The organism is Candidatus Poriferisodalis sp. (genome assembly GCF_965205175.1).
In the GTDB taxonomy this organism is placed as follows: Bacteria; Actinomycetota; Acidimicrobiia; order Acidimicrobiales; family Poriferisodalaceae; genus Poriferisodalis.
On sequence record NZ_OZ242038.1, the window covers coordinates 1,116,677 to 1,142,910 of the forward strand.

Sequence of the window (26,234 nt, forward strand, 5' to 3'; positions counted from 1 at the left end):
CGATCGTGTTGGTTCTGTACTCTCGTGTTGCGTGACAGCATGTGCCGGTACTCGGATCGCGCGAGTCATCGGTCGGGAAGTCCTGGACTCGCGCGGCAACCCCACCACTGAGGCCGAAGTACACACCACTGCTGGCGCAGTGGGCCGTGCCATGGTGCCCTCCGGTGCCTCGACGGGACAGTTCGAGGCGGTCGAACTGCGAGACGGCGGCGTCCGCTACGGGGGCAAGGGCGTTGCTGTCGCGGTGGGGCACGTGAACGGCGAGATCGCCGATGCGATCCTCGGCCTCGACGCGGTGGATCAGCGGCTGGTCGACCGAACGCTCATCGATCTGGACGCGACCATGAACAAGTCCCGTCTGGGCGCCAACGCGGTGCTGGCTGCTTCGCTGGCAACTGCGCACGCGGCCGCAGCCACGTTGGGGCAGCCGCTGTATCGCCAGCTCGGCGGTGCCAACGCGCATGTGCTGCCGACCCCGATGATGAACGTCATCAACGGCGGCGAGCACGCCGACAACAACATCGACCTGCAGGAATTCATGATCGTCCCGGTCGGCGCAGCCTCCTACTCCGAGGCCCTGCGCTGGGGCGTCGAGACCTACCACGTATTGCGCGGCGTGCTGCGCTCCCGTGGGCTGTCGACCGCCGTCGGCGACGAAGGCGGGTTCGCTCCCGATCTCGACTCCAACGAGGCGGCGCTCGTGCTGCTGACCGAAGCGATCAGCCAAGCCGGATTCGAACCGGGCACCGACATCGCTATGGCGCTCGACGTGGCCTCCACCGAGTTCTACGCCGACGGCGTGTACACGTTGGCGGGCGAAGGCCGCAGCCTCGATGCTGCCGAGTTTGCGGCGTACCTTGCCGACCTCTGTGCGCGTTACCCGATCTGCTCGGTCGAGGACGGCATGGCCGAAGATGACTGGAGCGGCTGGTCGGTGCTGGGCGAACGCGTGGGCGCCGATGTACAGCTGGTGGGCGACGACCTGTTCGTCACGAACGTCGAGCGGCTCGAGCGTGGCATCGCAGCCGGAGTCGCCAACAGCGTCCTGGTGAAGGCCAATCAGATCGGCACGCTGACCGAGACCTTCGAGGCTGTCGAGCTGGCGACGCGATCCGGCTACACGGCGGTGCTGTCGCACCGATCCGGCGAGACCGAAGACGCCACCATCGCCGACGTGGCGGTGGCCACCAACTGCGGACAGATCAAGACCGGCGCGCCGGCGCGATCGGATCGGGTGGCCAAGTACAACCGGCTGTTGCGCATCGAGGAAGCGCTGGGCGAGCAGGCCGCATACCGGGGCGGCAGTTCCCTCGCCGGCCGCGGTGCATGAGAACGTGTCGCGTCAGCACATGAGCGGAAACTGCGTCTGCTCCGCACAGCGTCGTCGCTCGTGACTGCTCAGCCTGCTGCCGCCCAGCCCACGAAGCCGACACCGCAGGCGCCTCGCCAACGCCGTTCTCGGCGTGTAACGGTGCTGGTGGGCACGGTGGTCGTGGTGGGCTCGGTCGGCGTGCTGTCGGCGTTGTTGATCCCCTGGCAGTCGCTGGCCGCGCAGCGGCACAACATTGACCATGCAACTGAGACGCTCGCACGATTGCAAGCCGAGACGTCCGATCTGGCCGCACAAGTAGCCGAGGCCAAGGATCCGGTGGTGGTCGAGCGCATTGCGCGCGAGCAGCTCTCGCTGGTGCGTGAGGGCGACATGCTGTTTCGCCTGAACGTGGATCCCGCTGATGTCGTCACGTTGCCGGCAGCTTGGCCGCTGCCGGGCTTGGCGCATCTGCTCCTCGACTGATGCGGCTGAACCGTTGCAGCAGCGACGCACGCACGGCCGCAGCCCACGTGTCGCTGCCGCCCGGGTGCTCATGTGACCGCGAGCGCTGCTCAGATGGTGCATGATGGTGGCCGCTCAGGCTCGGGGCAGAGCGGACGACCTTGGCAGACGACCCTGCGGTCTGACGGCCAGAAACAATATGCTCGGCATTCGGGCCGGCTGACAGATCGCTCGGCCGGCAACGCCGACGAGATCCGACGAGACGGGAGAGGTCAACGTGGAGATCAGTGTCACAGTGAACGGCGAGACTCGCCGCGGCGATGTCGAGCCGCGTACGCTGCTCGTGTACTGGCTGCGGGACGACCTGCGGCTGACCGGCACGAACATCGGCTGCGATACCTCGTCGTGCGGGGCATGCACCGTGCATGTCAACGGCGAGTCCGTGAAGTCGTGCACGATGCTGGCGGTCCAAGCCGACGGCGAGGAGATTCTGACCATCGAAGGCCTCGCTCCGTCAGAGGAAGAACTGCATCCGATGCAGGAGGCCTTCCGACAGAACCATGGCCTGCAATGCGGCTACTGCACTCCGGGCATGGTCATGGCGGCGGTATCGCTGCTGGAGGAGAACCCCGACCCCACCGAGCGGGAAGTCCGCCTCGGACTGGAAGGGAACCTGTGCCGCTGCACGGGTTACCACAACATCGTCAAGTCGGTGCTGGCCTGCGCCGCCGGCGAGACCACGGCCTGAAAGGAGCGCAGCGGTGATTCCTGCAGCATTCGACTACGTACGGGCCGGCTCGGCCGATGAGGCCATTGCGCTGCTCGGCGAGCACGGCGACGACGCCAAGCTGTTGGCGGGCGGACACTCCTTGCTGCCGATGATGAAGCTCCGCTTGGCGGTGCCGAGCGTGCTCATCGACATCGGCCGCGTCAACGACCTCAGCTACATCCAAGACGGCGGCGACCACATCGCCGTGGGCGCGCTCACTCGCCACCGTGCGCTGGAGACCAGCGACCTGCTGGCGGCGCAGTGCCCGCTGCTGGCGCATGTGGCCGGCGAGGTGGGCGACCCTCAAGTGCGCCACCGCGGCACCATCGGCGGCTCGCTGGCGCACTCCGACCCAGCGTCCGATCTGCCTGCGGCGGTGCTGGCGCTGGGCGGCACGCTCGTTGCGCAAGGTCCGGGCGGCAGCCGTGAGATACCTGCGGGCGAGTTCTTCACCGGCTACTTCGAGTCCGCTCTGGCGGACGACGAGATGCTCACCGAGATCCGGGTGCCCAAGGCGCCAGGTGCCGGCTGGAACTACCAGAAGTTCAACCGGCGAGCCCAGGACTGGGCGATCGTCGGCGTCGCTGCGGTGACGGTCAACGGCGCAACGAACGTATCGCTGGTGAACATGGGCTCGGTGCCGCTGCGTGCCGGGGCGGTAGAAGCGGCACTGGCAGGCGGGGCCTCGGCTGCTGAAGCCGCCGAGCAGGCGGCCGAAGGCACGGACGCACCCACCGATCTGAACGCCGGCCCGGACTACCGCAACCACCTCGCTCGCGTCCTCACCCGCCGAGCACTAGCAGCCGCCGGCATCGACTGAGCACACCGCCACCGCACCGCCCGGCGCTATTCGCCGCGCGAGGACGGCTTGGCTGCCGGGACTGTCAGGATGCAGCGGGCATGGGCCGCTGAGAAGTCTGCGGCGGCATGTTCCGCCTTTTGTGGGCTGCTCGCAGAGGACGGCACGGCCGGCGCTGACGGCCGCCCAGGTTCCCGACGCGAGCGACGCGCTCCGTGTGGCTGTCGTGTCCGGGAACCGACCAGCGAGGTTCTCGCAGCGGTCGGAGACGCCACGGACCAGGCTCGCGACGATGCGACGGCCCGCGTCCTCAGCAGATAGTCCTTTGGCGGCTGCTTGCATGGCGGCAGGCACGCGGTGGGTCATGTCGCCGATTCGTTCCAGCAGGCGACCGGACGGCAGCCCTACGGACTGAGCGAACCCATCCCAGTAGTCGGGGCAGTCAGCATCGCCGAACGTGGATTCACCGTCGACGCTCATGGCCATGCGCGTGTCTTCGATGGGGTGCGGAGAGAACGGAATGAACGAGATCACGTCGTACAGCGGAGCGAGCCTTGCATGATGCCCGTCGAGGATCATGGCGAAGTTCTTGGCGTGCGCGTCGGGCGCGCCGATGATCCAGTTGTACACGACCGCGTCTGCGAAGTGCTGCACGTCGCCGAGGGGATCTAGCGCATGTGCGCGTAGGTGCTGAGCGATTGCGGCCGGTGACGGGCCGCCGAGGACCTGATATTTCAGTTCGGGTACGATGCCGAGCGACTGGCACAAGTCCTCTTGGTGCAGCCTGCGCAAGCCATCTCCTGCAGCGACGCGATCCCAGCGCCGCACCGCCAGCACTCGCAGGCCGCCGAAGAGGATCACCTGGCTGCTGCTTGCGTCCAACCCGAGAAACCGCGCCGCCTCAAGACTCAGATGCTCCGCCAAGTCTGCGCCGGGGAATCTGTCGATGCCAGGCTTGAGAATGTGCGAGGTGGGCGCTGCGCCGAACGGTACGCCGCACCGTCCGTCGTCGAGACGCACAGCGCATTTTGCCTGCGCGCCGGCCAAGCTGAACTGTCCGATACCGCGAGGCCCGTCCCAGTCATTCCAGTCCGCCCGCACCCGCGCCACCCATTCGGCCATCTCGGTCTCCGATACCCAATCGACCCCGCTGTGCCTGTCCGCCGGCAATGGCGTGCCCGCTGGGGTGAACTGCACTGCGCCGGCGCAGTCGAGGCCGATGGGCGTGGACAGCAACGACGAAGGGGAGCTGCTGCGCACCCGCTGTCTGTGCGCCCACCGGCGCCGCACAGACACATTGTCGGGTAGCAGGCCGTCAAGCCACGCCTCGGCCGGCATCGAATCGACGCTCAGAGGCATCGACAGCGACAGTGGGCCTGCGTTGGTGCGGCTTGACAGATAGCTGTATGCGTAGCGCAGTGTCGGCGCGTTGTCGCCGGTGACGATCGTTCCCGCATGCTGCCCGTGCAGGTAGACGTCGAGATCGGCATGGAGCGGCACGCCGCTCATCTTGCAGCGTCGCGCTCGCGGTGGTGGATGGAGATGTCGTAGCCGAGCGGGTCCAGGAGTCGCTGCAGCGTCGTGCAGCTCACGTTTCGCTGGCCGTTCTCGATCAGAGCAATGGACGTCCTGTTCACGCGTGACAGTTGGGCCAGCTCCGCTTGCGTCATGCCGGCATCGCGTCGCGCGTTCCGAATCGCCGCGCCGATCAGATGCGGGGTTCGAAGCCGGTGGTAGGACATCCTCGCCGGAGGCCGATCGTCCGTGTCGTGACGACTCACGACGTCAATGTACTGCATTCGATACATCGGCTTGGATGTATCGAATGCAGTACATCAGTGCAAATGTACTATCTGCGCAACATTGACTGGGCCGCGCCGACATGCGAGCACCTGCTGTCCCCGCCCAGCCGAAGGGCCGGGCGATTCGGTGCTGACTCCTTCGGTGTTGACGAGTTCGGTGCTGACTAGTTCGGTGCTGACTAGTTCACTCGCGGCGGGGCGAACGTGAACGCGACCGGGCCCAAGCCGGCGCTGTTGACCGCTCGCAGCTCGATCTGATGCCACCTGCGGTCGATCTCACCTCGCGGCGTGTATCTGATGGTGTACCCGGTGACCGTGTGCTTGACGGTGGAGATGTCGTGATCGACGACGCTGATCGTGGTCCACGGTCCCCAGCGACGGCCCGTGCGTCGTTGCCGCATCTTGTACTCGGTGATGGAGCTGTCGCGAGGGTTGTCCCAGTACAACACCACGGTGTCTCCGGCGGTCTCGACACGGACGTTCTTCGGCGGACGAGGCCGCGAGGGCGCCACCGTGGTCGAGGTGGTCGTCGTCGTGGTCGAGGTCGTCAGCTGTTGCCTCGGTTGGGGCTGCGCGACCACCGAAGGTCCCCTGAGAGGCAGATCGGCCACAGCCTTCGATCTGCGGCTCGTTCCCGCTGCGTTCACGGCACGAATGCGGAAGTCGTAGCCGCGGTGGTCTGCCTTCCCGCGCGGCGTCTTGGTGGGGGGAAGCACGACCGTGTAGGTCGTCGTGCCGGCATCGGAGCCCGGAATGTCCGTCCAGGTGCCCCAGCGCTTCCCGTGCCGCCGCTGCAGCAGCTGATACTTCGTGATGGACTCGTCGCCTGGGTCATCCCAGGACAGGATCACCGAGTTCACTGCCGGCTCGCTCCGGAGGTTCTGGGGCCGGTCAGGCACAGACAGCGCATTGGTGCCGGTCTCGGCCTGCGCGGGCTGAGCTACCAGCGCAGCAAGCGGTGCCAGCAATGCCATCGTTGCCAGAGCAAATCTCCAGCGACGGCGCTGCGCTCGGCTGGTGTCGCGCCGCCGAGTCATCAGCGTTCCGTCAGAATCGGGGGGGGGGGGTGTGCTAAGCCCCGGCGGGCGTGTTGTTGGTGTCATGGTCCTGTCGCTCAGCGCGCTGAGAGGCGCGGCGGCTACCTCCTGAGCCACTTCTAGCGCGCTGTTGCACGCGTTTCAAGTTACGATTTCGCTCAGTCGAGCAGGCCGGCGGCTTGACCTCCGTCGATGAGCAATCCGGTGCCGGTGATGAACTTGGCCTGCTCGCTGCACAAGAACGCGACCGCGGCGCCGAAGTCGTCTGCGTCGCCGCACACGCCCATCGGATTGCTCTTGCCGGCATCGGGCCGGTCCATCATCTTGGCCACCCGGTCGGTCCAGTGGGTGCCGGGCTGAGCGGAGTTCACCGTCACTCCGTCGGCCGCTACCTCGCGCGCGGTGATCTTGAGGAAGCTGGTCAGCCCGGCCCGCGCCACCGAGCTCGCGAGCAGAAACCCGATGGGCTGCTTCACGCCGACGCTGGTAATGGCGCACACCCGGCCCCAGCCCCGTTCCCGCATAGGGGGAACGGCAACCCGGCACATCTCGATCATGGTCTTGCAGTTCATGTCGAACGCCGATTGGTAGGCGTCGATCTCGGTGTTCTCGAACGTGCCCGGGGGCGGACCGCCGGCATTGGTGACCAAGATGTCCACCGAGCCCAGCCCCGCGATTGCCTGTTCCGCGAAGCTGCGTCCGCTTTCGGGGTGGCCGAGATCCACGTCGATCAGCAGCACTTCACCGTCGATCTGCCCGGCGGCGGCTGCCAGACGCTCGGGGTCGCGGCCGCAGATGGCCACCCGGGCGCCCTCGGCAGCGAGCGCCTTGGCCGATCCGAGCCCTAGGCCCGCTGAGCCGGCAGCTACTGCTGCTGTGCGTCCTGCAATGCCGAGGTCCATGGTGGTTCTCCCAGTTCGGTGAACATGGTTGAGCAATCGATGGGCGGTCAATCCCAAGACTGCCTACTACGCGCACAAGTATGATCGAAGCGTGAGCGTGACGGCTGCCCGACCGACGCACGATGAGTTCGTGGCTCAGCTGACCGGCGGCATGACGCGACCGGACTTGGCGCCGTTCGAGGGATCGGAGCGCCTGCGCCCCGACGGTCGGCCCAAGCCGGAGTTCCGGGCGCAACTGCGTCGCGTCCCCAACGCCGTCAACGCCGTCGAGGTGCTGGCGACGCTGGCGGCCGCCGTGGCAGTCGTCGGCGCCGTCATCGTCGCTGGCCATCCGCTGGCCGTTGTCGTCGCCGTGCCGATCATCGGCACATTGCAGCTGCGGATGTTCGTCCTGCATCACGAAGCAGCGCACCGGCTGCTGTTCTCGAACCGCCGGCTGAACGACCTCGTCGGCATCAACCTGCTGGGCTGGCTGCCGCTGGGGACCGGCTCGCACCACTACCGCAGAGGACACGCGCATCACCATCGGGACGAGTTCGGCCCCAAGGAGCCCGACCTCCTGCTGTATGCGCTCTACCCGATCACTCCGAGGTCGCTGCGTCGCAAGCTGGCGCGTGACCTCGTGGGCGTATCGGCTTGGCGCATCGTCAAGCCCCGCTTCACCGGGCTCGTGAAGCCCAGCTACCTGGCGCTCAGCCTGCGGTTCTTCGCCGGCCAAGCGCTGGTGTTCGGGCTGTACTGGTTGGCTGGCCACCCTTGGCTGTACCTGCTGACGTGGCTGCTTCCCTGGTGTACGTGGTACCAGGTCATCAACCGCCTGCGAGCCATCGCCGAGCACGGCGGGATGACCCGCACCGCGGACCGCCGCAACACCACGCACCACATCCGCCAGAGCTGGCCGGCGCGGGTGCTCTTCGCGCCGTACCACGTGGGCTACCACTTGGCCCACCATGTCGATTCGGGCATACCGGCGCGCAACCTGCCGCGCTTGCAGCGTGCGTTGGAAGAGGACGGTTACGCAGACGTCGATGCACGCTGGCCGAACTACCGCTCGCTGTGGCGCGCCCTGGCATCGCCAGCGCCGGAGGCCGCCGCACAGCCCGCGACGGCGTGACCTGTCGCCGCCGCGAACTGCCGCTGTTGCGAGCCTGAGGAGGCAACCGTGCGCCTGAAATCGACGCCGCTGGGGTCGAACTGCGGCCTGCAGGTCTCTGAGCTGTGCTTGGGCACGATGAACTTCGGCATCCCGGGCCGAGGTCACCAGGGCGACTGGACGCTGGACATCGACCAGGCTCGACCCATCTTCGAGGCGGCCATCGAGCGTGGTCTGTACTACTTCGACTGTGCCGACATCTACGGACTTGGCGCATCCGAAGAGGTGGTCGGCCGGCTGCTGCGCGAACTGCTGCCCCGCGAGCAGTACGTGCTGACCACGAAGGTCTCCATGCCGATGGGCCGCGGCCCCAACGAATGCGGCCTGAGCCGCAAGCACATCATTGAAGGCGTCGACAACTCGCTGCGTCGGCTCGGCGTCGACTACGTGGACCAGCTGATCATCCACCGCCATCCGCACGGCATCCCCGCCAGTAATCCGGCGCCCATCGAGGAGTCGCTGGAGGCACTTCACGACGTCGTCAAGGCCGGCAAGGCGCTGTACCTGGGCGGCTCGTCGATGTTCGCCTGGCAGTTCGCCGAGCTGCAGCTCACTTCGGAGATGCGCGGCTGGACGAAGTTTGTCTCGATGCAGAACCACTACAACCTGATCTACCGCGAAGAAGAGCGGGAGATGAATCCGTACTGCGTCGCCACCGGTGTTGCACTCACGCCGTGGTCGCCGCTGGCGCGGGGCATTCTGACAGGCGCCTACCGAGGCAGCCTCGACGCCGGCACCACCAGCCGCTCCACAGGACAGGACCGTGCCCGCACCGAGAGCCTCTATCGAGGCGAACGGGACTTCGACATCGCAGAACGGGTGGCCGAAGTCGCCGATCGGCTGGGGGTGCGCCCGGCACAGGTGGCGCTGGCGTGGCTGATCAACAAGCCCGAGATCACCGCGCCCGTCGTCGGCGTCTCGAAGATCAGCCAGCTCGATCAGCTCGTCGAGGCCACCACCATCGAGCTCAGCGCGGACGACAACGCCTACCTCGAAGCGCTCTACCGGCCCGTGGAGAACCTGCTCTCGCTCGGCGCCAGCTGAGCTGAGACGCCGCTGAGCTGCTGCGGCGCCACAGCGGTTCGGCGGCACAGCTCACGCCGTAGCCTTCGACCCGGTGTTCACCCAGCCGCATGCCCCCGCTGATGTCGCGGCGGCGTTGACCGAGCATGGCTACCTGCCCGACGAGGGGCTCTCGGTGGTCGTGTTCCTCTCGGTCACGATGGGAAGACCGCTCTTTCTGGAGGGCGACGCGGGCGTCGGCAAGACCGAGCTGGCCAAGGTGCTGGCGGCCTGGACCGGTGGGGAGTTCATCCGTTTGCAGTGCTACGAGGGCATCGACGCCGCCCAAGCGCTCTACGAGTGGGACTACACGCGCCAGCTCCTGCATCTGCGCACCGCAGAGGTTGCGGGACGTGCCGCCGCGGCGCCTGAGGCCATCGAAGACGAGCTGTACTCGGAGCGCTTCTTGATCCGCCGCCCCCTGCTGGCGGCCATCGACCACGACGACGCCACGCCGGCGGTGCTGTTGATCGACGAGGTGGATCGCGCAGACGACGAGTTCGAGGCTTTCTTGCTCGAAGTGCTCTCCGACTTCACCGTCACCGTGCCCGAGCTGGGAACCATCACGGCTGCGCAGCCGCCGCTGGTGGTAATCACGTCCAATCGGACCCGCGACGTACACGACGCGCTGAAGCGCCGCTGCCTGTACCACTGGGTCGCTCACCCGTCGGTGGATCGAGAGGTCGAGATCGTCAAGCTCAAGCTGCCCGACGTGGACGGCGCGCTCGCACGCCAAGTGGCATCGGCGGTGTCGGTCATGCGCGAGATGCGGCTCTACAAGCCGCCAGGTGTGGCCGAGACCATCGACTGGGCCACCGCGCTGGGGCGTCTGGGTGCTGCTGAGCTCGACGCGCCCATGCTCGAGGCCACGCTGGGCACGGTGCTGAAGTACCGCGAGGATCACCAGCGCGTCACCTCCGTGGGCATGGAGATGATCATGGCCGCCGTTGCCGACGCCTGAGCGCCAGGGACCCGAGCACGCCGTGGGCGCCGCCGGCGCGGACCTGAACGGCCAGGCTCGCGCCGCAGCAGATGTCTCGCGCTTCGATGGGCGCATCAACGAGCCCGAGCGCTTGGCCTCGGCCTTCTCGCACGTACTGAGGGGTGCCGGCGTGGTGGTCACCATTCGCCGGGTGATGGCATTCACCGAAGCGCTGCGCGTGCTCGGCGCCGGCGAGCGCGACAGCGTCTACTGGGCGGGCCGCACGACGCTGGTCGGCAGCCCTGCCGACATCGACGTCTACGACCGTGCGTTCGCCGTCTTCTGGGAGGGACAGGCGCGCAGCGGCATCGTCGTGGAGCTGCCGCCGATCTCGGTGACGCTGGCGACCGACACCGACGACGGCGGTGTGCCGCTGCCGAGTCACAGCGAGGAACCTGACGCCGGCCAGACGCTGCGTGTCCGCTACAGCGACGTCGAGACGCTGCGCCACAAGGACTTTGCTGACTGCACCGACGGCGAGCTGTCCGAGCTGCATGCCTTGATGGGCGAGATGCGCTTCGGGGCCGTGACCCGCCGCTCGCGCCGAGCCGTGCGGGCGAAGCACGCCTCGCGCCGGCCGGACCTGCGCCGCACCATTCGCCGCGCGCTGCGCACCGGCGGCGAAGCAGTCCGCCGGGAGTTCTTGACCGACGACCGCAAGCCGCGCCGGCTGGTGCTGCTGCTGGACGTCTCCGGTTCCATGGCGCCCTACGCGCGGGCGCTGGTGCGCTTCGCTCACGCAGCCGTGGTGGGTCGCACCCGGGTGGAGGCGTTCGCTATCGGGACGCGACTCACCCGGGTCACGCGCGAGCTGTCGTCGCGCGATCCCGACGCCGGCCTGAGCGCCGCCGGCGATGCGGTTGCCGACTGGTCGGGCGGCACCCGTCTGGGCGCCACGCTGCACGAGTTCAACGACCGCTGGGGCGTACGGGGCTACGCGCGTGGCGCCATCGTGGTGATCTGCTCCGACGGCTGGGACCGCGGTGCCCCGGACGAGCTGTCCGAACAGATGGCGAGGCTGCACTTGGTGACGCATCGGCTGGTCTGGGTCAATCCGCTGAAGCACACGCCCGGCTATGCGCCGTTGGCGCGCGGCATGGCGGCGGCGTTGCCCCATGTCGACGAATTCGTCGAGGGTCACTCGTTCGACTCCCTGGAGCACCTTGCCGCGGCGATTGCGGCCTGACCCGGTGCCGCCGCAGCGCCGCAGCCGACGCGCCGCCCACTGAGGAGGCGAGACTGGCCGAATGGACGAGATCCTGGACGACATCGACCGCTGGAGGACCGCCGGCCAGCGAGTGGCCCTTGCCCGAGTGGTGGACATCGAGGGCTCCGGGCCGCGTGACCCTGGCGCCGCAATGGCGGTGAACGAAGCAGGAGAGGTGGCCGGGTCGGTGTCGGGCGGCTGCGTGGAGGGGGCCGTCGTGGGCGAAGCGCTGGAGCTGCTGGGCGGCAGGCGCGCAGCGGGCATCACCACCTTTGGCTACAGCGACGACGAGGCCTTCGCCGTCGGGCTCACCTGCGGGGGCACCATCCACCTGTTCGTGGAGGAGCTCGACTGGTGAGTCCCGAGTCGACGCAGCCGGCGCCCCTGCAGCCGGAACCGACGGGTGCTGACTCCACGAACGCTGTGCGCGGCCGGCCGGGCTCAGGCGGCGGCACCGACATCTACGAGGCGTTTCGGGATGCCATCAGGGCTGAGGAACCTGTGGCACTGGCAACGATCATCGAGGGCGCCGCTGCACTGGGCGCCAAGCTGCTCGTGCGGCTCGACGCTCCGCCGCTCGGCAGCCTAGGCGATGCAGACCTCGACCGAGTCGTGGCGCGCGACGCGCTCGGGATGCTCGACGCAGGCATCAGCGAGGTGCGTCACTACGGCCCGCACGGCGAAGCGCGCCAGACCGATCTCAGCGTGTTCGTGGAGTGCCATGCCCGCCGTCCGCACATGGTCATCTTCGGGGCCGTGGACTTCACCCGTGCGCTCGCCTCCCAAGCCAAACTGCTCGGCTATCGAGTGACGGTCTGCGACGCTCGGGAGGTGTTCGCTACCAGACGCCGCTTCCCGATGGCCGACGACGTGGTGGTGGACTGGCCGAACCGCCTGCTCGACCGCATCGGTGAGGAGCTTGGGCCTCGCGATGCCGTGTGCGTGCTGACCCACGACCACAAGTTCGATGTGCCCGCCATCGTCGGCGCCCTGCCGACTCGGGTGGGCTACCTGGGCGCGATGGGTTCGCGCACCACCCACCAACGCCGCACCGAACGGCTTCGCGAAGCGGGAGTCTCCGATGAGCAGCTCGAACGCGTCATGGCGCCCATCGGCCTCGACATCGGCGGCCGCACACCGGAGGAGACAGCAGTTTCCATCGTCGCGGAGATCATCGCCTCCCGCACCGGCCGCCAAGCGCCCCGCCTGAAGGACGGCCAGGGTCGCATCCACTAGCGACTGGCTCGTCGGCCTGCTCAGGTAGCTTGGCCGTGATGAACTTCACGCCCAACGAGGACCACGAGGCGATCCGCGAAGGCGTGCGTCGGGTCTGCGCAGACTTCCCTGACGACTACTGGCGCGACCGTGACGACAAGCACGAGTTTCCTTGGGACTTCTACCACGCCATGGCCGAAGGAGGCTGGGTCGGCATCGCCATCCCGGAGGAGTACGGCGGCGGCGGCCAAGGCATCACCGAGGCATCCATCGTGCTGGAGGAGGTCGCTGCCAGCGGCGCGGCCATGAACGGCTGCTCGGCCCTGCACCTGTCGATCTTCGGCATGGAACCGGTGCGCAAGTACGGCTCTGAGGCGCTCGCCAAAGAGATCCTGCCGGGTGTGGCTGACGGCGCCATACACGCTGCCTTCGGCGTGACCGAGCCCGATGCCGGCACCGACACCACGTCGATCCGCACCCGAGCCGAGCGAGACGGCGACGAGTACGTGATCACCGGCGCCAAGGTGTGGACCACCAAGGCGCCCTACTGCGACGTGTGCCTGTTGCTGGTGCGCACCACCCCCAAGGAACTGTGCGACGGCCCCACCCAGGGCATGACCCTGCTGCTGGTCGACCTGCAGGACCCGGCCGTCGACATCACCCCGATCCCGAAGGTGGGCCGCAACGCCGTGGTCTCCTGCGAGGTTCGCTACGACGGACTGCGCGTGCCGGTGGACCGACGGGTGGGCGAGGAGGGCGAAGGCTTCCGCTACATCCTCGACGGCCTCAACCCCGAGCGGATCCTGATCGCCGCCGAGGCGCTGGGCATCGGGCGGGTCGCGCTGCGCCGCGCCGCGCAGTACGCCAAGGACCGGGTGATCTTCGGTCGCCCGATCGGCCAGAACCAAGGCATCGCATTCCCGTTGGCGGACAGTCACGCTCGCTTGCATGCCGCCGAGCTGGTGGTTCGCGACGCGTCGTGGCGCTACGACCACGGCCTCAGCTGCGGCGAGCAGGCCAATCTGGCCAAGTACCTGGCGTCGGAGGCGGCGTTCGAATGCGCCGACCGCGCCATGCAGACTCACGGCGGCTTCGGCTACGCCAAGGAGTACCACGTGGAGCGCTACTGGCGCGAAGCGCGGCTGATGAAGATTGCTCCCGTCAGCCAGGAGATGGTGCTGAACTTCGTGTCCTCCAAGGTGCTCGGCCTGCCGCGCTCCTACTAGCGGGTCGGCGGCCGGTGTCCACCGCAGGCGTGCTGCTGGCAGCGGGAGCGGGCACCCGGTTCAGCGGTCCCTCGCACAAGCTGCTCGCCGAGCTCGACGGTCGTACCGTGTTCGACCGTGCGCTGAGTTCGCTGGTCGAGGCGGCGCTGGACGAGACGGCGGTGGTCAGAGGCGCGGCGGACGTCTCCGGGACGCTTGCGGCGCGGCGGGTCGACATAGTCGAGCTCGTCAACGAGCGCTGGCGCTGCGGCATCGCGTCGTCGGTGCGATGTGCTGCTTTCTGGGCGGCGCGCCAGGGCCATGATGCCATCGTTGTAGGGCTCGCCGACCAGCCGTTCGTGGCCTCATCGGCTTGGCGGGCCGTGGCCGCCGGTGCGGGACCCATCACGGTCGCGGCCTACCACGGACGGCGAGGCAACCCCGTTCGCTTGGCCAAGGAGGTCTGGCCGTTGCTGCCGTGGCGCGGCGACGAGGGCGCACGAGCGCTCATTCGCCGGCTGCCAGAAATCGTGCTGCCGCTAGCCTGCCAAGGACTGCCCGATGACATCGACACCATGGAGGATCTGCGCCGATGGAGTTGAAGAGCGAATTCCGGGTCGGACTGCCGGTGGAGCGAGCATGGCGCACGCTCACCGATATCGAGTTCATCGCGCCCTGCATGCCGGGCGCGCAGCTCACCGAGATCGACGGCGACGAGTTCACCGGCGGTGTCAAGGTCAAGGTCGGGCCGATCACTGCCCAGTACAAGGGTTCAGCGAAGTTCGTCGAGCTCGACGAAGCGGCTCGCCGCATTGTGCTCGAAGCCACCGGCCGCGATTCGCGCGGCGCGGGCAATGCGTCGGCTGCGGTGACTGCGGAGATGACGCCCGACGGCGACGGCACCGTCGTGAAGATCACGACCGACCTGAAGGTCACCGGCAAGGTGGCACAGTTCGGCCGCGGTGTGATGGGCGACGTCACCGAGAAGCTGATCGGCCAGTTCGTGGAATCGCTGGAGCGCAAGCTGGCCGAGGTCGGCGATCAAACCGAGGAAGCGGGCCAAGACGACCAAGCAGCTGCTGATGCCGCGTCATCGGATGCTGCCGGCGACGGCACTGCAGACGCCGACGCTTCGCCCGATGGTGCGGCTTCGCAGAGCACTGCGAAAGCGCCCGCCGCGTCGGGTCCGCGCCAGATCGAGATGGCCGAGCCAGAGCCGGTCGACTTGCTCGGCGCGGCAGGCCGGCCGGTGCTGAAACGTGTCTTGGCACCGCTGGCAGTGGTGGCGCTCTTCCTGCTCAACCGCCGCCGCCGCCGTCGGCGCAAGCGCCGCCAAGGCTGACGCCTGCCCGCCGCAGTCCCGCAGCGCGAGTTGCTGGTTCGCGCCGCCGCCGCAACCGTGACGTCCGCTCAGTGCGCGGCGGTGGCGGACTTGCTGGGCCGGCCGCCTCAGTGCGCGTTCGACGTGGTGGTGGCACACGACGACGGACGACCGGTGGTCATCGCGAACAGCCCGCTGCTGGACGACGGACGGCCTATGCCGACCCGCTACTGGCTGGTCGACGCCGACTTGGGCCGGCGGGTGTCCCAGCTGGAAGGCCGTGGGGGTGTGCGGGCCGCGGAGGCGGCTGTCGATGCGGAGGCGCTGGCTGCGGCGCACGGCCGATACGCCGCCGAACGGGACTCGCTGGTGCCCGCAGATCACCGTGGCCCGCGCCCGTCGGGCGGTGTCGGGGGGACTGCGCGTGGTGTGAAATGCCTGCATGCTCACCTGGCGTATCGGTTGGCCGGCGGTGACGACCCTGTCGGCGACTGGGTGATGTCGCGTCTCGGCGTCGATCATCCCGAGCGCCGTCGCACGGTTGCCGTCGTGGACTGCGGCACCAACACGACCCGGCTGCTCATCGACGACGGCGACGGGCTGGAACTTCGGCGCCAGCGCGTGACCGGTCTCGGACGGGGCGTCGATTCCGGCGGTCGCCTGCACGACGACGCCATCGGCCGCGTCGTCGGGGCGCTTGCCGAGTACCGAGAGGTCATCGACGACCATCACCCGACGGCGATACGAGCTGTGGCCACCAGCGCTGCGCGTGATGCGCCGAACGGCGCCGACTTCCTGCGCAAGGCAAGCGACGCGCTCGGCGTCGAGGTCGAACTGCTCGACGGCGAGAGCGAGGCCGCCTACGGCTTCGCCGGTGCTACCGCCGGCTTGGCGGACTCGGCGCCCGGCGGCGCGATGGTGCTCGACATCGGCGGGGGCTCCACCGAGTTCGCCTACGGCTCGCCGCGTGCCGGCGCGGTGCCGGAGGCGGTTGCCTCGCTGGACATGGGCTCGGTGCGCTGGACCGAGCGCTTCTTGGCCTCTGATCCCCCTCGGCCCGAGGAGCTGAGCTCCGCGATCTCGGTTGCGCGGCTGCACCTTGACGACCTCGAACGTGAGCACCCGCTGATCGTTCGGGGGGTTTCGACGGCGCGTCTCGTGGGCGTGGCCGGCACGGCGACGACGGTGGCCGCGGTGGAGATCGGTCTCGAACCGTACGATCCGGCGGTCATCGACGGCTTCGTGCTCACCAGAGCCGCCGCTGAGGACGTCTTCCGAACGTTGGCAACCGAGCGCCTCGCTGACCGTGTCCACAATCCGGGCCTGCATCCGGACCGTGCCCCCGTGATCGTCGGAGGCTGCTGCATTCTGGTGGCGGTCATGCGTCACTGGGACATCGACGAGTGCTTGGTGCGCGAGCGAGACCTCCTCGACGGCATCGCTGCCGAACTGCGCCGAGCGCAGCCGGCTTCGGTCGTTGAACCAGCCGGAGCGGCCGTCGTCGAGCCGGTCGGGGCGGCCGTCGTTGAGCCTGGCGCTGCGGGCTCGCACATCGACGCTGATCCTCATGCCGTTCGGTGAGCGACGCCGACGTACCACTACGGTGCGTGGCATGAGTCGGCTGCGCACGAAGCGGCTCGAGCTGCGTCCGCTCACGACGTCGGACTTCGCCGAATGGGCCGAGGTGCGGCAGCGGTGTCGTGACTGGCTGGCCAAGTGGGAGCCCCGCCCGCTGGAGAACGTGCCTGACCCCTCCAGTGAGCTCCAGGCGTTCGCTACTCGCTGTCGCGTTCGTGAACGCGAGCGCTCGCTGGGCACCGCGTTCGACTTCGGGCTGTGGCACGAGGGTCGATTCTGCGGCGAGATCAACATTTCCCATGTCGCGCGCGGCGCCTTCCAAAGCGCCCATGTGGGCTACTGGATCGACGAGCGCTTGGCCGGACGCGGCCTCATCGCCGAAGGGCTGCTGGCGGTGTTCGGCTTCGCGTTCGAGCGAGCGGGCTTGCACCGGGTGCAGGTGTCGATCATGCCTCGCAACGCGGCGAGCCTGCGGGTGGCGGAGAAGCTGGGCTTGCGCTCGGAGGGCATTGCGCAGGGTTACATCCAGATCGACGGTGACTGGGAGGACCACATCCGCTTCGGGCTGACCGTCGAGGAGTGGCACGCCCGCCGAGACGAGATGGCTGCACGCGTCCAGCCGGTCGGCAGCAGAGAAGGTGGCAGGCGCACGGCTCAGCGGTCGAGTTCTGACAGCCACCGCTGACCCGGCTCGCAGTCGGCGGAGATCGGGCACCAGCGACACGGCGGCCCTGGGTGCCGCTGCGGCTCGTGCTTGCCGGCCCGCAGGGCGATGAGTCGGCCGATGCCGTCCACTGTGCGGCGCACCGCGCCGTGCAGCACGTCGACGGTGACGGCCTCGTGCTCGATGCGTCCTTCGGCCACGTAGAACGACCCAATGCCCAGCGGCGGCACGCCGACCGTCAGCGTTTCGATCAGCGCATAGAAGCGCAGGTCCTCGGGGTCTGTGCCCGCTCGCGCACCGGTCTTCAGGTCGATGATGACCTTGCCGGCACGAACGCGGCCCTCTGGCTCGATCTCTGCAGCCGTGGGCACTGCGCCGCCTGCCGAGCCGCCGCCGGCCATGTTGTGTCCGGCCAGCGGCGTGGGCGATCCGAGCGTGAGGTCGTACTTGCCGGACAGCACGATGGCACCGCCGCACAGCCGTTGGCGGGCTCGGACTTCGACGGCCGGGCGCCAAGCTCGCAGCATCGGCGGGAACGTCTCGCTGAAGCGCGTGAGCAACGCAACGCAGTTGGACTTCAGCTCGGCGCACTCGCTGTCCGATGCGGCAGCGAGGAAGTCGCCGAGGCCGTCTTCGCAAGCAAGATTACGGCGTGCTGCGTCTACCGCTTCATCGGGGGCCATCGGACGACCTTCTCGCCTGGAGGGCGCGTAGGCGCAGAGTTCGACTGCCTTGTGCAGCACGGTGCCGCGGGCGGTGGGCACGGACCACTCGAACGGTGTGCGCTCGTCGGCGAGAAATCGAGCTTCGCACCCGAAGACGCCTGCCAGCGTGCGTTTGGACACCCACATCCCGCGGCTGTCGATCTCGCGGGCTGCCTCAGCGTGCTCAGCAAGTGCAGCTTCGATCTCGATGCGCAAGTCTGTCGCGAAGCTGTGCGCGTAGGCCGGACGGAGTTCGACTGGCACGCGTATGACGTCGAGCGTGGCCAGCTGCGCAGGAAGCAATTCCGATGCCGCGTTCGTCATGGACGTCCATTGTGGCTGCTGTGCGCGGGGTCGTCGCAAGCCGCCGCTGCGTGTCACACCCCCTCGCGATGCTGGGCCCATGTCATCCACACCTCGCACCCATCCGCCCGCGTCGCTTCGGCTGGTCGACGCTTCGCCAACCCGCAGCCGCTCGCACGCCCGCTCCGCTCGACCGTCCCCTGGCTCGGCTCGCGCCGGCACCGCCGCCGGGAGCCCGTACGGCACTACACCAGCCGGCGTGAGACCGAGTGGGCTCAGCACCGCTGCTGGCCGTTTCGGCATTGACGGTCGCGGTGCGGACGCGTCGGGCCGGTTTGTGCAGACCGCGCGGGCGCTCGCAGTGGCTGCTCACGAGCTGGGCCTGAGCGTGCCGAGCTTTCAGAGTCCGCCGCGCTCGAGCCGGCTGAATCGATCGATTCAGCGCTCGCCGCGCGGTGACTGTGTGGTTGCCGTGCGGGTTCACGACAGACCCTTCGGGGCGGTGGTGGCGGATGCCATCGAAGGAGTCCTCGCCTGCAACGATCTCGACGCGTGCGCTGCGAGCACAGCGCGAGACGCGCTGTGGCGCGCCGCAACCGGCGCTGACGTGCCGTTCGGGATGGATGCGGCTGCCTGAGCGCTCAGCGCTTGACCGTCCATCGCTTGCGGGAGGTGTGGTGCGGACTGCGAGCCAGCGGCCATGATGGTGCCGCTGGCGCGAGATGGCTGTGCCGGCTGGCCCGGGTGGCGGAAGTGGCAGACGCAGAGGGCTTAAACCCCTCGGCTCTTGTGGGAGCGTGCGGGTTCGAGTCCCGCCCCGGGCACCGACCGACACAGCAGTGCTTGGGCAGCGCGACCGTCAGCGATTCTCGTTCGATCGCGGCGGTGCGCACAGAAGCTGGGCTGCTCAGCCACGCGCATTCGTCTCGGTGAGGACGAGGGCCGCGCGGGCAGGTCGGAAAACCTTGGTATTCCTACCAGCTCTGCGAGGGCATTGCAACCCGCGCCGGCCGAGCACGCCGCGCCGCACAGGCGGCTACCCGTCCTCGGACCGTGAACCCGCATGGCTGCTGGGGTTTCGCGGCTCACGAGCCGCGCGTGCCGCGTCACGCGCGGCGGTCGCGGGCCGCGCGTTCGGCGCGGCGGGTTTCGGCTGGTCGGAAAAGGAACGTATTCCGACCAGCCGAAGGAACCGCCGTGAGCGCAACCGTCCCCGTGCCCAAGAAACTCGTCGCCGCGATCGCCGCGGCGGTGCTGATGTTGCCGCTGCTGGTGTTCGTGGACCCGCCCGCGTCCGCAGCCCACACCAAGACCGAGCGTCGCTGCATGTTCGACCCCTTCGCAGGCAACCAGTGCTGGGACCACCGCGTGCCCCACACCCACAAGCCGCGTACCGACCGGCGGTCGTATCTGTCGTTGCTGCCGAGCCATTCGACCACCACGACCGCCGCGCCCACCACCACCGCCAAGCCCAGACGAGCCACAACCACCACAACAGCACCCACCACGGCCAGGCCTAGGCCGACCACCACCGCCAAGCCCAGACGAGCCACAACCACCACAACAGCACCCACCACGGCCAGGCCAAGGCCAACCACCACACGCCCAGCAGTCACGAGCACCACGACCACGGCTGCGCCGGTGACGACGGCTGCGAACGCGAGCCACTGTGCCAGCGGCACGTTCGTCGGCGGCGACTGCGTGCCGCGGTGCCTAGCAGGACAGCACCGCCACGCCTTGGTGGTGCGCAGTCACCGCGTCTCAAGCTGCCACCATGCGGCCACGTCGCACTGCCGCCAGGGGCAGCACGAACACGTGCACGGCTCGCAGCAGTGCCATAGGCTCAACAAGATGGTCCCGAACGCAGAGATGTCCCATTACGGCTGGACTGACCACTGCCCCGCGGGACAGCACTCCCACGACCACACCGGTGTCTGCCACCAAGCAGACCCCCCGAGATGCCCGAATGGCTACACTGGGACACCGCCGAACTGCGAGTTCGAAACCAGCCATAAGATTCTCAACCGCGGCACCGAGCTTGTGTGGTCGGGAATAGGGGACATCCTCTGCACGATTGGTGCCGGTGGTGCTGGAATAGCGATAGCGAACCGTATACTGAAGTTCGCTAGTAGAGCAGGGAATAGGGCTAGCAACTGGTTAAGTGCGCTCAGCTCGGCCTATGCCTTCCATCGTCCCTGCGATGCACTTTGGGACAAGCTCCAAGAATTCACCTTGAGCCAGGCGCTCCTGCCTGAGAAGGTCAGCGGCACAACGACGACCACTAGCGCCCCGCCGCAGCCTGGCCGACCGACAGCAGGCACAGCCACGACTCTGCCTGCAACGCCCGCAGTGCCGCCTGCGACAGCACCTCGCGGCACGCAACCTCCACCTCCGGGAAAACCCTCATGCTGCTAGCGGAAGCGACTGCTCGTCAATCGAAAAGCTGGATGCCACGATGTCGGCTCTCAGGCGAAGCATGGCGGATTAACCAGAGCACCGACGCGCTGCGGTTGCTCACCGGCAGAAGACAGTTGAGAAGGAAACATCAATGAGCGCAGCCAGCTACGCTGATGCCATGCGTAACCGCGTCACCCGCAAGTCGCTCCGTCGTATCGGGATCGTTGCAGGCTTCTTGTTGATCGCCTTCCGTGTGCCGCAACGCCTGATCGGAGGGACAGCGCACCTGGTGCTGTTGTTCTTGGTCTTTGGCATTTATGTTGCCCTCCAGCGGGATCGGGCCGCGGCGTTGCGTGAAACAGTTATCGTTGTTGGCGGTGTGCTGTTGATCCTCGGTGGACCGACTTGGCTGATGGGACGGATTCTCGGCGAGACTGCAGGCTCTATAGCATTTGCCTGCACATTGCTACTTGTTTTCGGTTCTATCTATGTGCATCGGATACATCGATATCGCCACAAAGATTGCGAAAAAAATGAGGCAGCATAAAGGATATGAGTGGATGCTATTTGGCGCGCTGCGTTCGTCTATCGGCGAACGACATGCGCGGCTAGTGAACGGCAATATTCGGCAAGACATAGGGCAAAGCTTAGAATTGGCTGAGTGCATTCGTCGCTGAGGTCTCCATTAGACACCCTTGCGATTGGCTGTGGGATCAGTACCAAGAGCATGTCGTGAAGCCGATGCTCTGGCTTGAGAAGGTCAGCGGCACAACGACGACCACTAGCGTCCCGCCGAATCCAAGCCAACTGACAGCAGGCACGGCTACGACGCTGCCTGAAACGGCCACAGTTCCCACGACGACGGTGCCAAGAGTCCCGCAACCTCCGCCTCGGGGAGAACCCGCATGCTGCTAGCAGACACGATTGCCCATTCGTTCGCATTTCCGGTGTCACGAGGTAGGCTCTCGGGCGCAGCACGGCGGGGGACCGGTGCATCGGCGTGCTGCGGCTGCTCGCCGGCAGACGACGGCTGAGGAGACTGTATCAATGAGTGCGGCGAACCATTCTCATACTGTGTGCACCGGCGACAAGACGCAGGCGACGCGGCAGCCGAAAGTCAATATTCGGCTTTTCACACCAGCTTTTGTGTTGGCGGTCGTCGCGACGAACCTCACGGAGCGATTCACCGGTTGGCCGTGGTGGACGTTCAGCACACCGGCAGCGATTGTCTCAGTCTTGATCATCGCCTAGGCGTGGGGCAAGCGGAGGCGCGCTCGTAGAGAAATAACCCGGACCTAGGCCCCGTGCTTGGCGCGTGCATGGGACGAACAATCGCTGTTGCCCTTGTCGTCACGCTGACGATTGACAGCGCCGCTGCCGAGGCTCTCGGGCCGCTCTTTCGAGCGACTGTTGGGTAGATCGGGCGGTGGCCTGCGAAGTGGGCCTTGACGAGATTGTTTGGTCTGCGCCCTAGTGTTGGAGCGTTCGCAGCAAGACTTGGAGGCGCACCTCCTGGGCTCGACTAAGCGGGGCGTCTGCTCGCGTTTGTGGTCGGCGCTTCATCCGGCGCGTCACTCTTCTAGGACGCAGTTGGCGGCGTCTGCGGCTTGAAGCGGGGTAGCATCGGTAAAGGAAGTTCAGCCGCGCTTTCGCCGCTGTCGGCGCGGAGGTGTACTGTGCCGAGCGCTGGGCTTCTTTGCTGCGGTGATAGGTCAGTCTGCTGTAGTGTCGGTCCAGAGGGAGTAGAGTGGGAGTGCCCAGAGGCGGTCGCTGAGCGGGAATGCTGAGGGTCCGGCGTGGAGCACGATGCCCGCGAGAAGTCGGTCGCCGATGTGGTCGCGCAGCCAGGCGAGGTGGCGTGCATCGTGAGCGGACGGTGCCGCGGTGGCCTTGATTTCGATGGCGATCACGTGTCGTGAGTCGAGTTCCGCGACGACATCTATCTCATGGCGGCCGTGGTGCTGTCGGAGGTGGTAGAGACGGCAGCGATGCTCGCTGACCGCTGCTTGGGCCCGCAGCTGCGCTACTGCCAGCGTTTCGAGCAGGCGGCCCAGCAGGTCGCCGTCGCGCATGGCTGTGCGGTCGGTGGTGCCGGTCACCGATGCCAGCAGGGCCGGGTCGGCCAGGAACCGCTTGCGGGCGAGCGACAGTCGTTTGAGACGGTTCGACGTCCACGCAGGCAGCTCGTCGACGATGTGGAGTCGGCTGAGCAGGTCGATGTAGCGCAGTGCGGTGCGCCGGTTGATGCCCGCAGCGTCGCAGAGGGTGGTGTCGTCGACGACACCGGCCGAGTTCAGAGAGTAGGCCTCGAAGAAGCGAGCCAACCTCGCCTTGTCGTGACTTCCGCCGGCAGTCTGTGAGTCGCGGGTCACGATCTCTTCGACATAGGTGTCGAGCCAGCGTCGTCGGGCATGTTCCTGCAGTGTCAGCGCTGCTTGAGGGAACCCGCCCCGCAGGGCCATCGTGAGGTAGTCGCGCAAGTTAGGAACTTCGGCTTGTATCGCGGCCCGAGTCACGCCCTCGCCCAATTCCCCGCGGGCGATGCGGTCAACGAGCGGCACTTCGCGAACGCCGAACTGTTCGCCGATAGTCATCGGGCCGACCAGGACCCGAGTGATGCGGCCGGTGCCTGGCCATGTCTGCGTTTCGGTCTCTGCTCGGATCGATCCTGTCAGGATGAACCGTCCCGGCCTAGGTTCGGCATCGCAAGCCCGCTTGACGGCACCCAGCACATGGGGCACTTCTTGCCACTCGTCGAGCAGGATGGGCTCGGCCAGGCCTTCGAGTGCAGCGTCGGGGTCAGCCTCGACTGCAAGTGCCTCCGCCCGACGATCCAGCCGCAAGGTGGTGCGGGCATATCGCGCGGCGGTGGTGGTCTTCCCCGAAGCCCGCGGGCCGACCAGCGCCAAGGCCGGAAGCTCCTCGAGAAGCTCAGCAATGAGCGGGTCCACGAGACGCGCCAAGTACTCGGCCACGCCGGCAGACTACCGACGATCAACACCGCCTACTACACAAATTTGACACTATCGAGTGCCGGTCATCGACAACAGTGCTGGGAACTCGGCTGGAGCCCACCCCATGCGGAGCGTGGCGAAGCTGCAACCAGGCGCAACGGCACCGCTGGCGCGAGACGGCTGTGCCGGCTGTGCCGGGTGGCGGAAGCGGCAGGCGCAGAGGGCCTGAACCCAGTCGGCTCCTGTGGGAGCGTGCGGGTTTGAGTCCCACCCCGGGCACCGACTGAGACAGCAGCGCTTGGGCCGCGCGACCGTCAGCGATTCTCGTTCGACCGCGGCGGCGAACTCAGAAGCTGGGCTGCTCAGCCACGCGCATTCGTCTCGGTGAGGACGAGGGCCGCGCGGGCAGGTCGGAAAACCTTGGTATTCCTACCAGCTCTGCGAGGGCATTGCAACCCGCGCCGGCCGAGCACGCCGCGCCGCACAGGCGGCTACCCGTCCTCGGGCCGCGGACCCGCATGGCTGCTGGGGTTTCGCGGCTCACGAGCCGCGCGTGCCGCGTCACGCGCGGCGGTCGCGGGCCGCGCGTTCGACGCGGCGAGTTCGGGCAGGTCGGAAAAGGAACGTTTTCCGCACCTGTTTGGAAGGAGCCACCGATGACCCTCACCGCACCCTTGCCGCTGCGAGCCGCGGCCGCCGCGCTCGCGGCGCTGCTGCTCGCCACAGCGCTGGCTGTCGCGATGCCTGCACGAGCTACGCTGCCCGGCGTGCTCGACGCCCTCGGCGTCACTGCTGCCGACGCGCACACACAGCAGCACTGCTACGACGAAACCAGATACGTCACCTTCGGCGGCAAGACCGCCACCTACACCCACACCACCTGCGTCAACATCGCCCACAACCACTCCTCATGGTGGGCGCGAGCAGTGCACTGGGGCGCTACAACAACCTTGTGCGGCACCTTCAGCGTCGCAGTCGGCGGCGCTACAGCAGGTGCGGGTGCCGCTGCTGCTGCCTTAGCATGCGGTGCGACATTTGCAATCCTGCCCGGGCCGTAGAGTGTTGGTCATGCAGTACGTCTATAACACTAAGTCGTACCGGAGCAAACGGGAAGTGCTGACGTGGAACTTGAGCGTGGCAGTAACGATGATGGCTACCATGTTGTCCTACGGACTGCTGGGCTATTCGCGTTCGCTTTACCTCGTCCTCTTGGCGGCACAATTTGTGCTCGGCCTCGCTGTGTGGTCGTGGTGGAAGCGTCGGGGGCGTAATCGGTTCCCGCTGCGCCCGTCTGCTGACCGCGAAGAGTGAATCACGTCGTTTCCGCTGTCGCTGCGCTGCTCACTTCGGCGTTGGCTATAGCGGGGTGTTCTGCTGTTGAGCCGTCGGCGGCGTGCGCGAACGCTGCCGTGCGGCAGGCTGCTGCTGAGCGGGCGTACGGCACCAGTGTGGAGGCTCATGAGGCCGCGCATGCTGCGGGCGAGGATCACACCGACGAAGACATTTTCGACGCTCGTGTGACGATGATCCTCGCGGAGGCCGAGACGCGGCGGCACTGCGGCTGAGCCTGGTTGGTTCCAGACTCAGTAGCACTGCCGCGTGCCACAGCGCTGGCCGTCGCGATGCCCGCACGAGCTACGCTGCCCGGCGTGCTCGACGCACTCGGCGTCGCTGCTGCCGACGCTCACACGCAGCAGCACTGCTACGACGAGACCAGATACGTCACCTTCGGCGGCAAGACCGCCACCTACACCCACACCACCTGCGTCAACATCGAACACTCACACTGGTACCGTTCGCTGCACATGGGAATCGCTCTCGGCGCGGGTTGTGCTGCCTTAGGGTTCGCGGCTGGAGGTCCAGCAACCGCGATGGCTGTTGGCATGGCGTGTGGTGCTGCCGGAAGCACGTTGGGCAATCTGCCGCGGAGTCGTTAGTTGAAATGGGCGTGAATCAGGATCTAGGTTTCGACAATAATCCTAGGTTCGGAGCGCGAAGCGGTCGCGAAGCCTTGACGGTCATTGCGGCTGGCGGTATTGGTGGGGGATTGTCTTCTGCTTTATTCTCGTGGTTCGGATTTACTGTTGCAGTTATCTTGAGCGTTGCGTTGATTGCTGTTGCCGGCGGTATTGGATGGTGGTGGCAGTTCCGCGGGCGCGAGAGGTATCCGCTCAAGAAGGCACCGAGGGTTAGGCTTGTCGTCAGATCGTCACGTAAGTGAAAGGCGGATCGACACATTTCGGAGCGCAACTTGTGGCGTTAGTGATGCTGTCTTCGTCGGCGATGCTCGTAGCGTGTTCTGCGTCTGGTCCGTCGGCTGCTTGTGCGAACGCGGCGGTGCAGCAGGCGGCTGCTGAGCGGGCGTACGGCACGAGTGTGGAGGCTCACGAGGCGGCGCATGCTGCG

Annotated in this window: 30 protein-coding genes and 1 tRNA gene; 23 read left to right on the forward strand and 8 right to left on the reverse strand. The window is 67.2% G+C overall.

Features of this window, described 5'->3' with window-relative positions:
• Positions 1–31: 31 nt before the first annotated feature.
• From eno to ACOGI4_RS04970, 4 genes are all read left to right on the forward strand, one after another.
• Entirely contained in the window at positions 32–1,330 is a 1,299-nt protein-coding gene (gene eno, locus ACOGI4_RS04955; RefSeq protein ID WP_419842818.1) for a phosphopyruvate hydratase, read from the forward strand.
• 60 nt (positions 1,331–1,390) lie between these two features.
• Positions 1,391–1,795 (forward strand): septum formation initiator family protein, encoded by a 405-nt coding sequence (locus tag ACOGI4_RS04960; RefSeq protein ID WP_419842819.1) that lies wholly within the window; start codon positions 1,391–1,393, stop codon positions 1,793–1,795.
• Between the two features lie 256 nt (positions 1,796–2,051).
• Positions 2,052–2,522, forward strand: a complete 471-nt coding sequence (locus ACOGI4_RS04965) for a (2Fe-2S)-binding protein (protein WP_419842820.1) — start codon at positions 2,052–2,054, stop codon at positions 2,520–2,522.
• 13 nt (positions 2,523–2,535) lie between these two features.
• On the forward strand, positions 2,536–3,363 hold the full coding sequence (locus tag ACOGI4_RS04970) for an FAD binding domain-containing protein (protein ID WP_419842821.1): 828 nt from the start codon (positions 2,536–2,538) through the stop codon (positions 3,361–3,363).
• On the opposite strand, the gene ACOGI4_RS04975 is transcribed toward ACOGI4_RS04970, so the two are convergent.
• The 4 genes from ACOGI4_RS04975 to ACOGI4_RS04990 form a co-directional block, all read right to left on the reverse strand.
• On the reverse strand, positions 3,340–4,842 hold the full coding sequence (locus tag ACOGI4_RS04975) for a HipA domain-containing protein (RefSeq protein ID WP_419842822.1): 1,503 nt from the start codon (positions 4,840–4,842) through the stop codon (positions 3,340–3,342). The two genes, ACOGI4_RS04970 and ACOGI4_RS04975, sit on opposite strands and share 24 nt — an antisense overlap.
• 5 nt (positions 4,843–4,847) lie before the next feature.
• Positions 4,848–5,123 carry a helix-turn-helix domain-containing protein gene (locus ACOGI4_RS04980; protein ID WP_419842823.1) on the reverse strand — a complete coding sequence of 92 codons (276 nt, stop codon included), beginning with the start codon at positions 5,121–5,123 and terminating at the stop codon, positions 4,848–4,850.
• Between the two features lie 200 nt (positions 5,124–5,323).
• Positions 5,324–6,118 carry a fibronectin type III domain-containing protein gene (locus ACOGI4_RS04985; protein WP_419842824.1) on the reverse strand — a complete coding sequence of 265 codons (795 nt, stop codon included), beginning with the start codon at positions 6,116–6,118 and terminating at the stop codon, positions 5,324–5,326.
• A 221-nt stretch (positions 6,119–6,339) separates the two neighbouring features.
• A complete protein-coding gene (locus ACOGI4_RS04990) occupies positions 6,340–7,083 on the reverse strand; it encodes an SDR family oxidoreductase (protein WP_419842825.1) in 744 nt (247 codons plus the stop codon).
• 91 nt (positions 7,084–7,174) lie between these two features.
• Here ACOGI4_RS04990 and ACOGI4_RS04995 point away from each other — a divergent pair, with 91 nt between their 5' ends.
• The 11 genes from ACOGI4_RS04995 (at position 7,175) to ACOGI4_RS05045 (ending at position 17,491) form a co-directional block, all read left to right on the forward strand.
• Entirely contained in the window at positions 7,175–8,197 is a 1,023-nt protein-coding gene (locus ACOGI4_RS04995) for a fatty acid desaturase (RefSeq protein ID WP_419842826.1), read from the forward strand.
• Positions 8,198–8,245: 48 nt separating this feature from the next.
• Positions 8,246–9,280 (forward strand): aldo/keto reductase, encoded by a 1,035-nt coding sequence (locus tag ACOGI4_RS05000; RefSeq protein ID WP_419842827.1) that lies wholly within the window; start codon positions 8,246–8,248, stop codon positions 9,278–9,280.
• Between the two features lie 73 nt (positions 9,281–9,353).
• Positions 9,354–10,259 (forward strand): AAA family ATPase, encoded by a 906-nt coding sequence (locus ACOGI4_RS05005; protein WP_419842828.1) that lies wholly within the window; start codon positions 9,354–9,356, stop codon positions 10,257–10,259.
• A complete protein-coding gene (locus tag ACOGI4_RS05010) occupies positions 10,246–11,466 on the forward strand; it encodes a vWA domain-containing protein (RefSeq protein ID WP_419842829.1) in 1,221 nt (406 codons plus the stop codon). Before ACOGI4_RS05005 ends, ACOGI4_RS05010 begins: the two co-directional genes overlap by 14 nt.
• Before the next feature lie 61 nt (positions 11,467–11,527).
• Positions 11,528–11,845 (forward strand): XdhC family protein, encoded by a 318-nt coding sequence (locus ACOGI4_RS05015; protein WP_419842830.1) that lies wholly within the window; start codon positions 11,528–11,530, stop codon positions 11,843–11,845.
• Positions 11,842–12,723: an XdhC family protein gene (locus ACOGI4_RS05020; protein ID WP_419842831.1), complete on the forward strand. Its 882-nt coding sequence runs from the start codon at positions 11,842–11,844 to the stop codon at positions 12,721–12,723. Before ACOGI4_RS05015 ends, ACOGI4_RS05020 begins: the two co-directional genes overlap by 4 nt.
• Positions 12,724–12,761: 38 nt before the next feature.
• Positions 12,762–13,928, forward strand: coding sequence for an acyl-CoA dehydrogenase family protein (locus tag ACOGI4_RS05025; protein ID WP_419842832.1), 1,167 nt, complete (start codon positions 12,762–12,764; stop codon positions 13,926–13,928).
• A gap of 14 nt (positions 13,929–13,942) precedes the next feature.
• A complete protein-coding gene (locus ACOGI4_RS05030; protein ID WP_419842833.1) occupies positions 13,943–14,509 on the forward strand; it encodes a nucleotidyltransferase family protein in 567 nt (188 codons plus the stop codon).
• Complete coding sequence (locus ACOGI4_RS05035) at positions 14,500–15,249, forward strand: SRPBCC family protein (RefSeq protein WP_419842834.1); 750 nt, start codon at positions 14,500–14,502, stop codon at positions 15,247–15,249. Before ACOGI4_RS05030 ends, ACOGI4_RS05035 begins: the two co-directional genes overlap by 10 nt.
• Before the next feature lie 30 nt (positions 15,250–15,279).
• Complete coding sequence (locus ACOGI4_RS05040; RefSeq protein ID WP_419842835.1) at positions 15,280–16,809, forward strand: DUF501 domain-containing protein; 1,530 nt, start codon at positions 15,280–15,282, stop codon at positions 16,807–16,809.
• A 31-nt stretch (positions 16,810–16,840) separates the two neighbouring features.
• On the forward strand, positions 16,841–17,491 hold the full coding sequence (locus tag ACOGI4_RS05045; RefSeq protein WP_419842836.1) for a GNAT family N-acetyltransferase: 651 nt from the start codon (positions 16,841–16,843) through the stop codon (positions 17,489–17,491).
• Here ACOGI4_RS05045 and ACOGI4_RS05050 read toward each other — a convergent pair.
• Positions 17,461–18,498: a hypothetical protein gene (locus ACOGI4_RS05050; RefSeq protein WP_419842837.1), complete on the reverse strand. Its 1,038-nt coding sequence runs from the start codon at positions 18,496–18,498 to the stop codon at positions 17,461–17,463. The two genes, ACOGI4_RS05045 and ACOGI4_RS05050, sit on opposite strands and share 31 nt — an antisense overlap.
• Positions 18,499–18,949: 451 nt before the next feature.
• Between ACOGI4_RS05050 and ACOGI4_RS05055 the strand changes: the two genes are divergently transcribed.
• Together ACOGI4_RS05055 and ACOGI4_RS05060 are read left to right on the forward strand one after the other, a co-directional pair.
• Positions 18,950–19,114: a hypothetical protein gene (locus ACOGI4_RS05055; RefSeq protein ID WP_419842838.1), complete on the forward strand. Its 165-nt coding sequence runs from the start codon at positions 18,950–18,952 to the stop codon at positions 19,112–19,114.
• A gap of 101 nt (positions 19,115–19,215) precedes the next feature.
• Positions 19,216–19,301 (forward strand) — tRNA-Leu (locus ACOGI4_RS05060).
• A gap of 282 nt (positions 19,302–19,583) precedes the next feature.
• Here ACOGI4_RS05060 and ACOGI4_RS05065 read toward each other — a convergent pair.
• Positions 19,584–20,159 (reverse strand): hypothetical protein, encoded by a 576-nt coding sequence (locus ACOGI4_RS05065; protein ID WP_419842839.1) that lies wholly within the window; start codon positions 20,157–20,159, stop codon positions 19,584–19,586.
• 599 nt (positions 20,160–20,758) lie between these two features.
• Positions 20,759–20,884 (reverse strand): hypothetical protein, encoded by a 126-nt coding sequence (locus ACOGI4_RS05070; RefSeq protein WP_419842840.1) that lies wholly within the window; start codon positions 20,882–20,884, stop codon positions 20,759–20,761.
• Positions 20,885–21,025: 141 nt separating this feature from the next.
• Between ACOGI4_RS05070 and ACOGI4_RS05075 the strand changes: the two genes are divergently transcribed.
• Positions 21,026–21,421, forward strand: coding sequence for a hypothetical protein (locus ACOGI4_RS05075; protein ID WP_419842841.1), 396 nt, complete (start codon positions 21,026–21,028; stop codon positions 21,419–21,421).
• Between the two features lie 500 nt (positions 21,422–21,921).
• Entirely contained in the window at positions 21,922–22,125 is a 204-nt protein-coding gene (locus ACOGI4_RS05080) for a hypothetical protein (RefSeq protein WP_419842842.1), read from the forward strand.
• 461 nt (positions 22,126–22,586) lie between these two features.
• Here ACOGI4_RS05080 and ACOGI4_RS05085 read toward each other — a convergent pair whose 3' ends face one another.
• Complete coding sequence (locus ACOGI4_RS05085; protein WP_419842843.1) at positions 22,587–23,849, reverse strand: ATP-binding protein; 1,263 nt, start codon at positions 23,847–23,849, stop codon at positions 22,587–22,589.
• 635 nt (positions 23,850–24,484) lie between these two features.
• On the opposite strand from ACOGI4_RS05085, the gene ACOGI4_RS05090 reads away from it, so the two are divergent.
• The 4 genes from ACOGI4_RS05090 to ACOGI4_RS05105 are packed head-to-tail and all read left to right on the forward strand — an operon-like array spanning position 24,485 to position 25,765.
• Positions 24,485–24,886: a hypothetical protein gene (locus ACOGI4_RS05090; protein WP_419842844.1), complete on the forward strand. Its 402-nt coding sequence runs from the start codon at positions 24,485–24,487 to the stop codon at positions 24,884–24,886.
• Positions 24,887–24,896: 10 nt separating this feature from the next.
• Positions 24,897–25,139, forward strand: coding sequence for a hypothetical protein (locus ACOGI4_RS05095; RefSeq protein WP_419842845.1), 243 nt, complete (start codon positions 24,897–24,899; stop codon positions 25,137–25,139).
• A complete protein-coding gene (locus ACOGI4_RS05100; protein WP_419842846.1) occupies positions 25,136–25,393 on the forward strand; it encodes a hypothetical protein in 258 nt (85 codons plus the stop codon). The genes ACOGI4_RS05095 and ACOGI4_RS05100 overlap by 4 nt, the downstream gene beginning before the upstream one ends.
• A gap of 57 nt (positions 25,394–25,450) precedes the next feature.
• A complete protein-coding gene (locus tag ACOGI4_RS05105; RefSeq protein ID WP_419842847.1) occupies positions 25,451–25,765 on the forward strand; it encodes a hypothetical protein in 315 nt (104 codons plus the stop codon).
• Positions 25,766–26,234 lie beyond the last annotated feature (469 nt).

What these genes read in the sequence shown, in the direction of transcription:
- ACOGI4_RS04985 (WP_419842824.1), bottom strand. Translation starts at nt 6,118, where the DNA reads ATGGCATTGCTGGCACCGCTTGCTGCGCTGGTAGCTCAGCCCGCGCAG.
- ACOGI4_RS04990 (WP_419842825.1), bottom strand. Translation starts at nt 7,083, where the DNA reads ATGGACCTCGGCATTGCAGGACGCACAGCAGCAGTAGCTGCCGGCTCA.
- ACOGI4_RS05015 (WP_419842830.1), top strand. Translation starts at nt 11,528, where the DNA reads ATGGACGAGATCCTGGACGACATCGACCGCTGGAGGACCGCCGGCCAG.
- ACOGI4_RS05025 (WP_419842832.1), top strand. Translation starts at nt 12,762, where the DNA reads ATGAACTTCACGCCCAACGAGGACCACGAGGCGATCCGCGAAGGCGTG.
- ACOGI4_RS05035 (WP_419842834.1), top strand. Translation starts at nt 14,500, where the DNA reads ATGGAGTTGAAGAGCGAATTCCGGGTCGGACTGCCGGTGGAGCGAGCA.
- ACOGI4_RS05045 (WP_419842836.1), top strand. Translation starts at nt 16,841, where the DNA reads ATGAGTCGGCTGCGCACGAAGCGGCTCGAGCTGCGTCCGCTCACGACG.
- ACOGI4_RS05050 (WP_419842837.1), bottom strand. Translation starts at nt 18,498, where the DNA reads ATGACGAACGCGGCATCGGAATTGCTTCCTGCGCAGCTGGCCACGCTC.
- ACOGI4_RS05070 (WP_419842840.1), bottom strand. Translation starts at nt 20,884, where the DNA reads ATGAGGGTTTTCCCGGAGGTGGAGGTTGCGTGCCGCGAGGTGCTGTCG.
- ACOGI4_RS05075 (WP_419842841.1), top strand. Translation starts at nt 21,026, where the DNA reads ATGAGCGCAGCCAGCTACGCTGATGCCATGCGTAACCGCGTCACCCGC.
- ACOGI4_RS05080 (WP_419842842.1), top strand. Translation starts at nt 21,922, where the DNA reads ATGAGTGCGGCGAACCATTCTCATACTGTGTGCACCGGCGACAAGACG.
- ACOGI4_RS05090 (WP_419842844.1), top strand. Translation starts at nt 24,485, where the DNA reads ATGACCCTCACCGCACCCTTGCCGCTGCGAGCCGCGGCCGCCGCGCTC.
- ACOGI4_RS05095 (WP_419842845.1), top strand. Translation starts at nt 24,897, where the DNA reads ATGCAGTACGTCTATAACACTAAGTCGTACCGGAGCAAACGGGAAGTG.
- ACOGI4_RS05105 (WP_419842847.1), top strand. Translation starts at nt 25,451, where the DNA reads ATGCCCGCACGAGCTACGCTGCCCGGCGTGCTCGACGCACTCGGCGTC.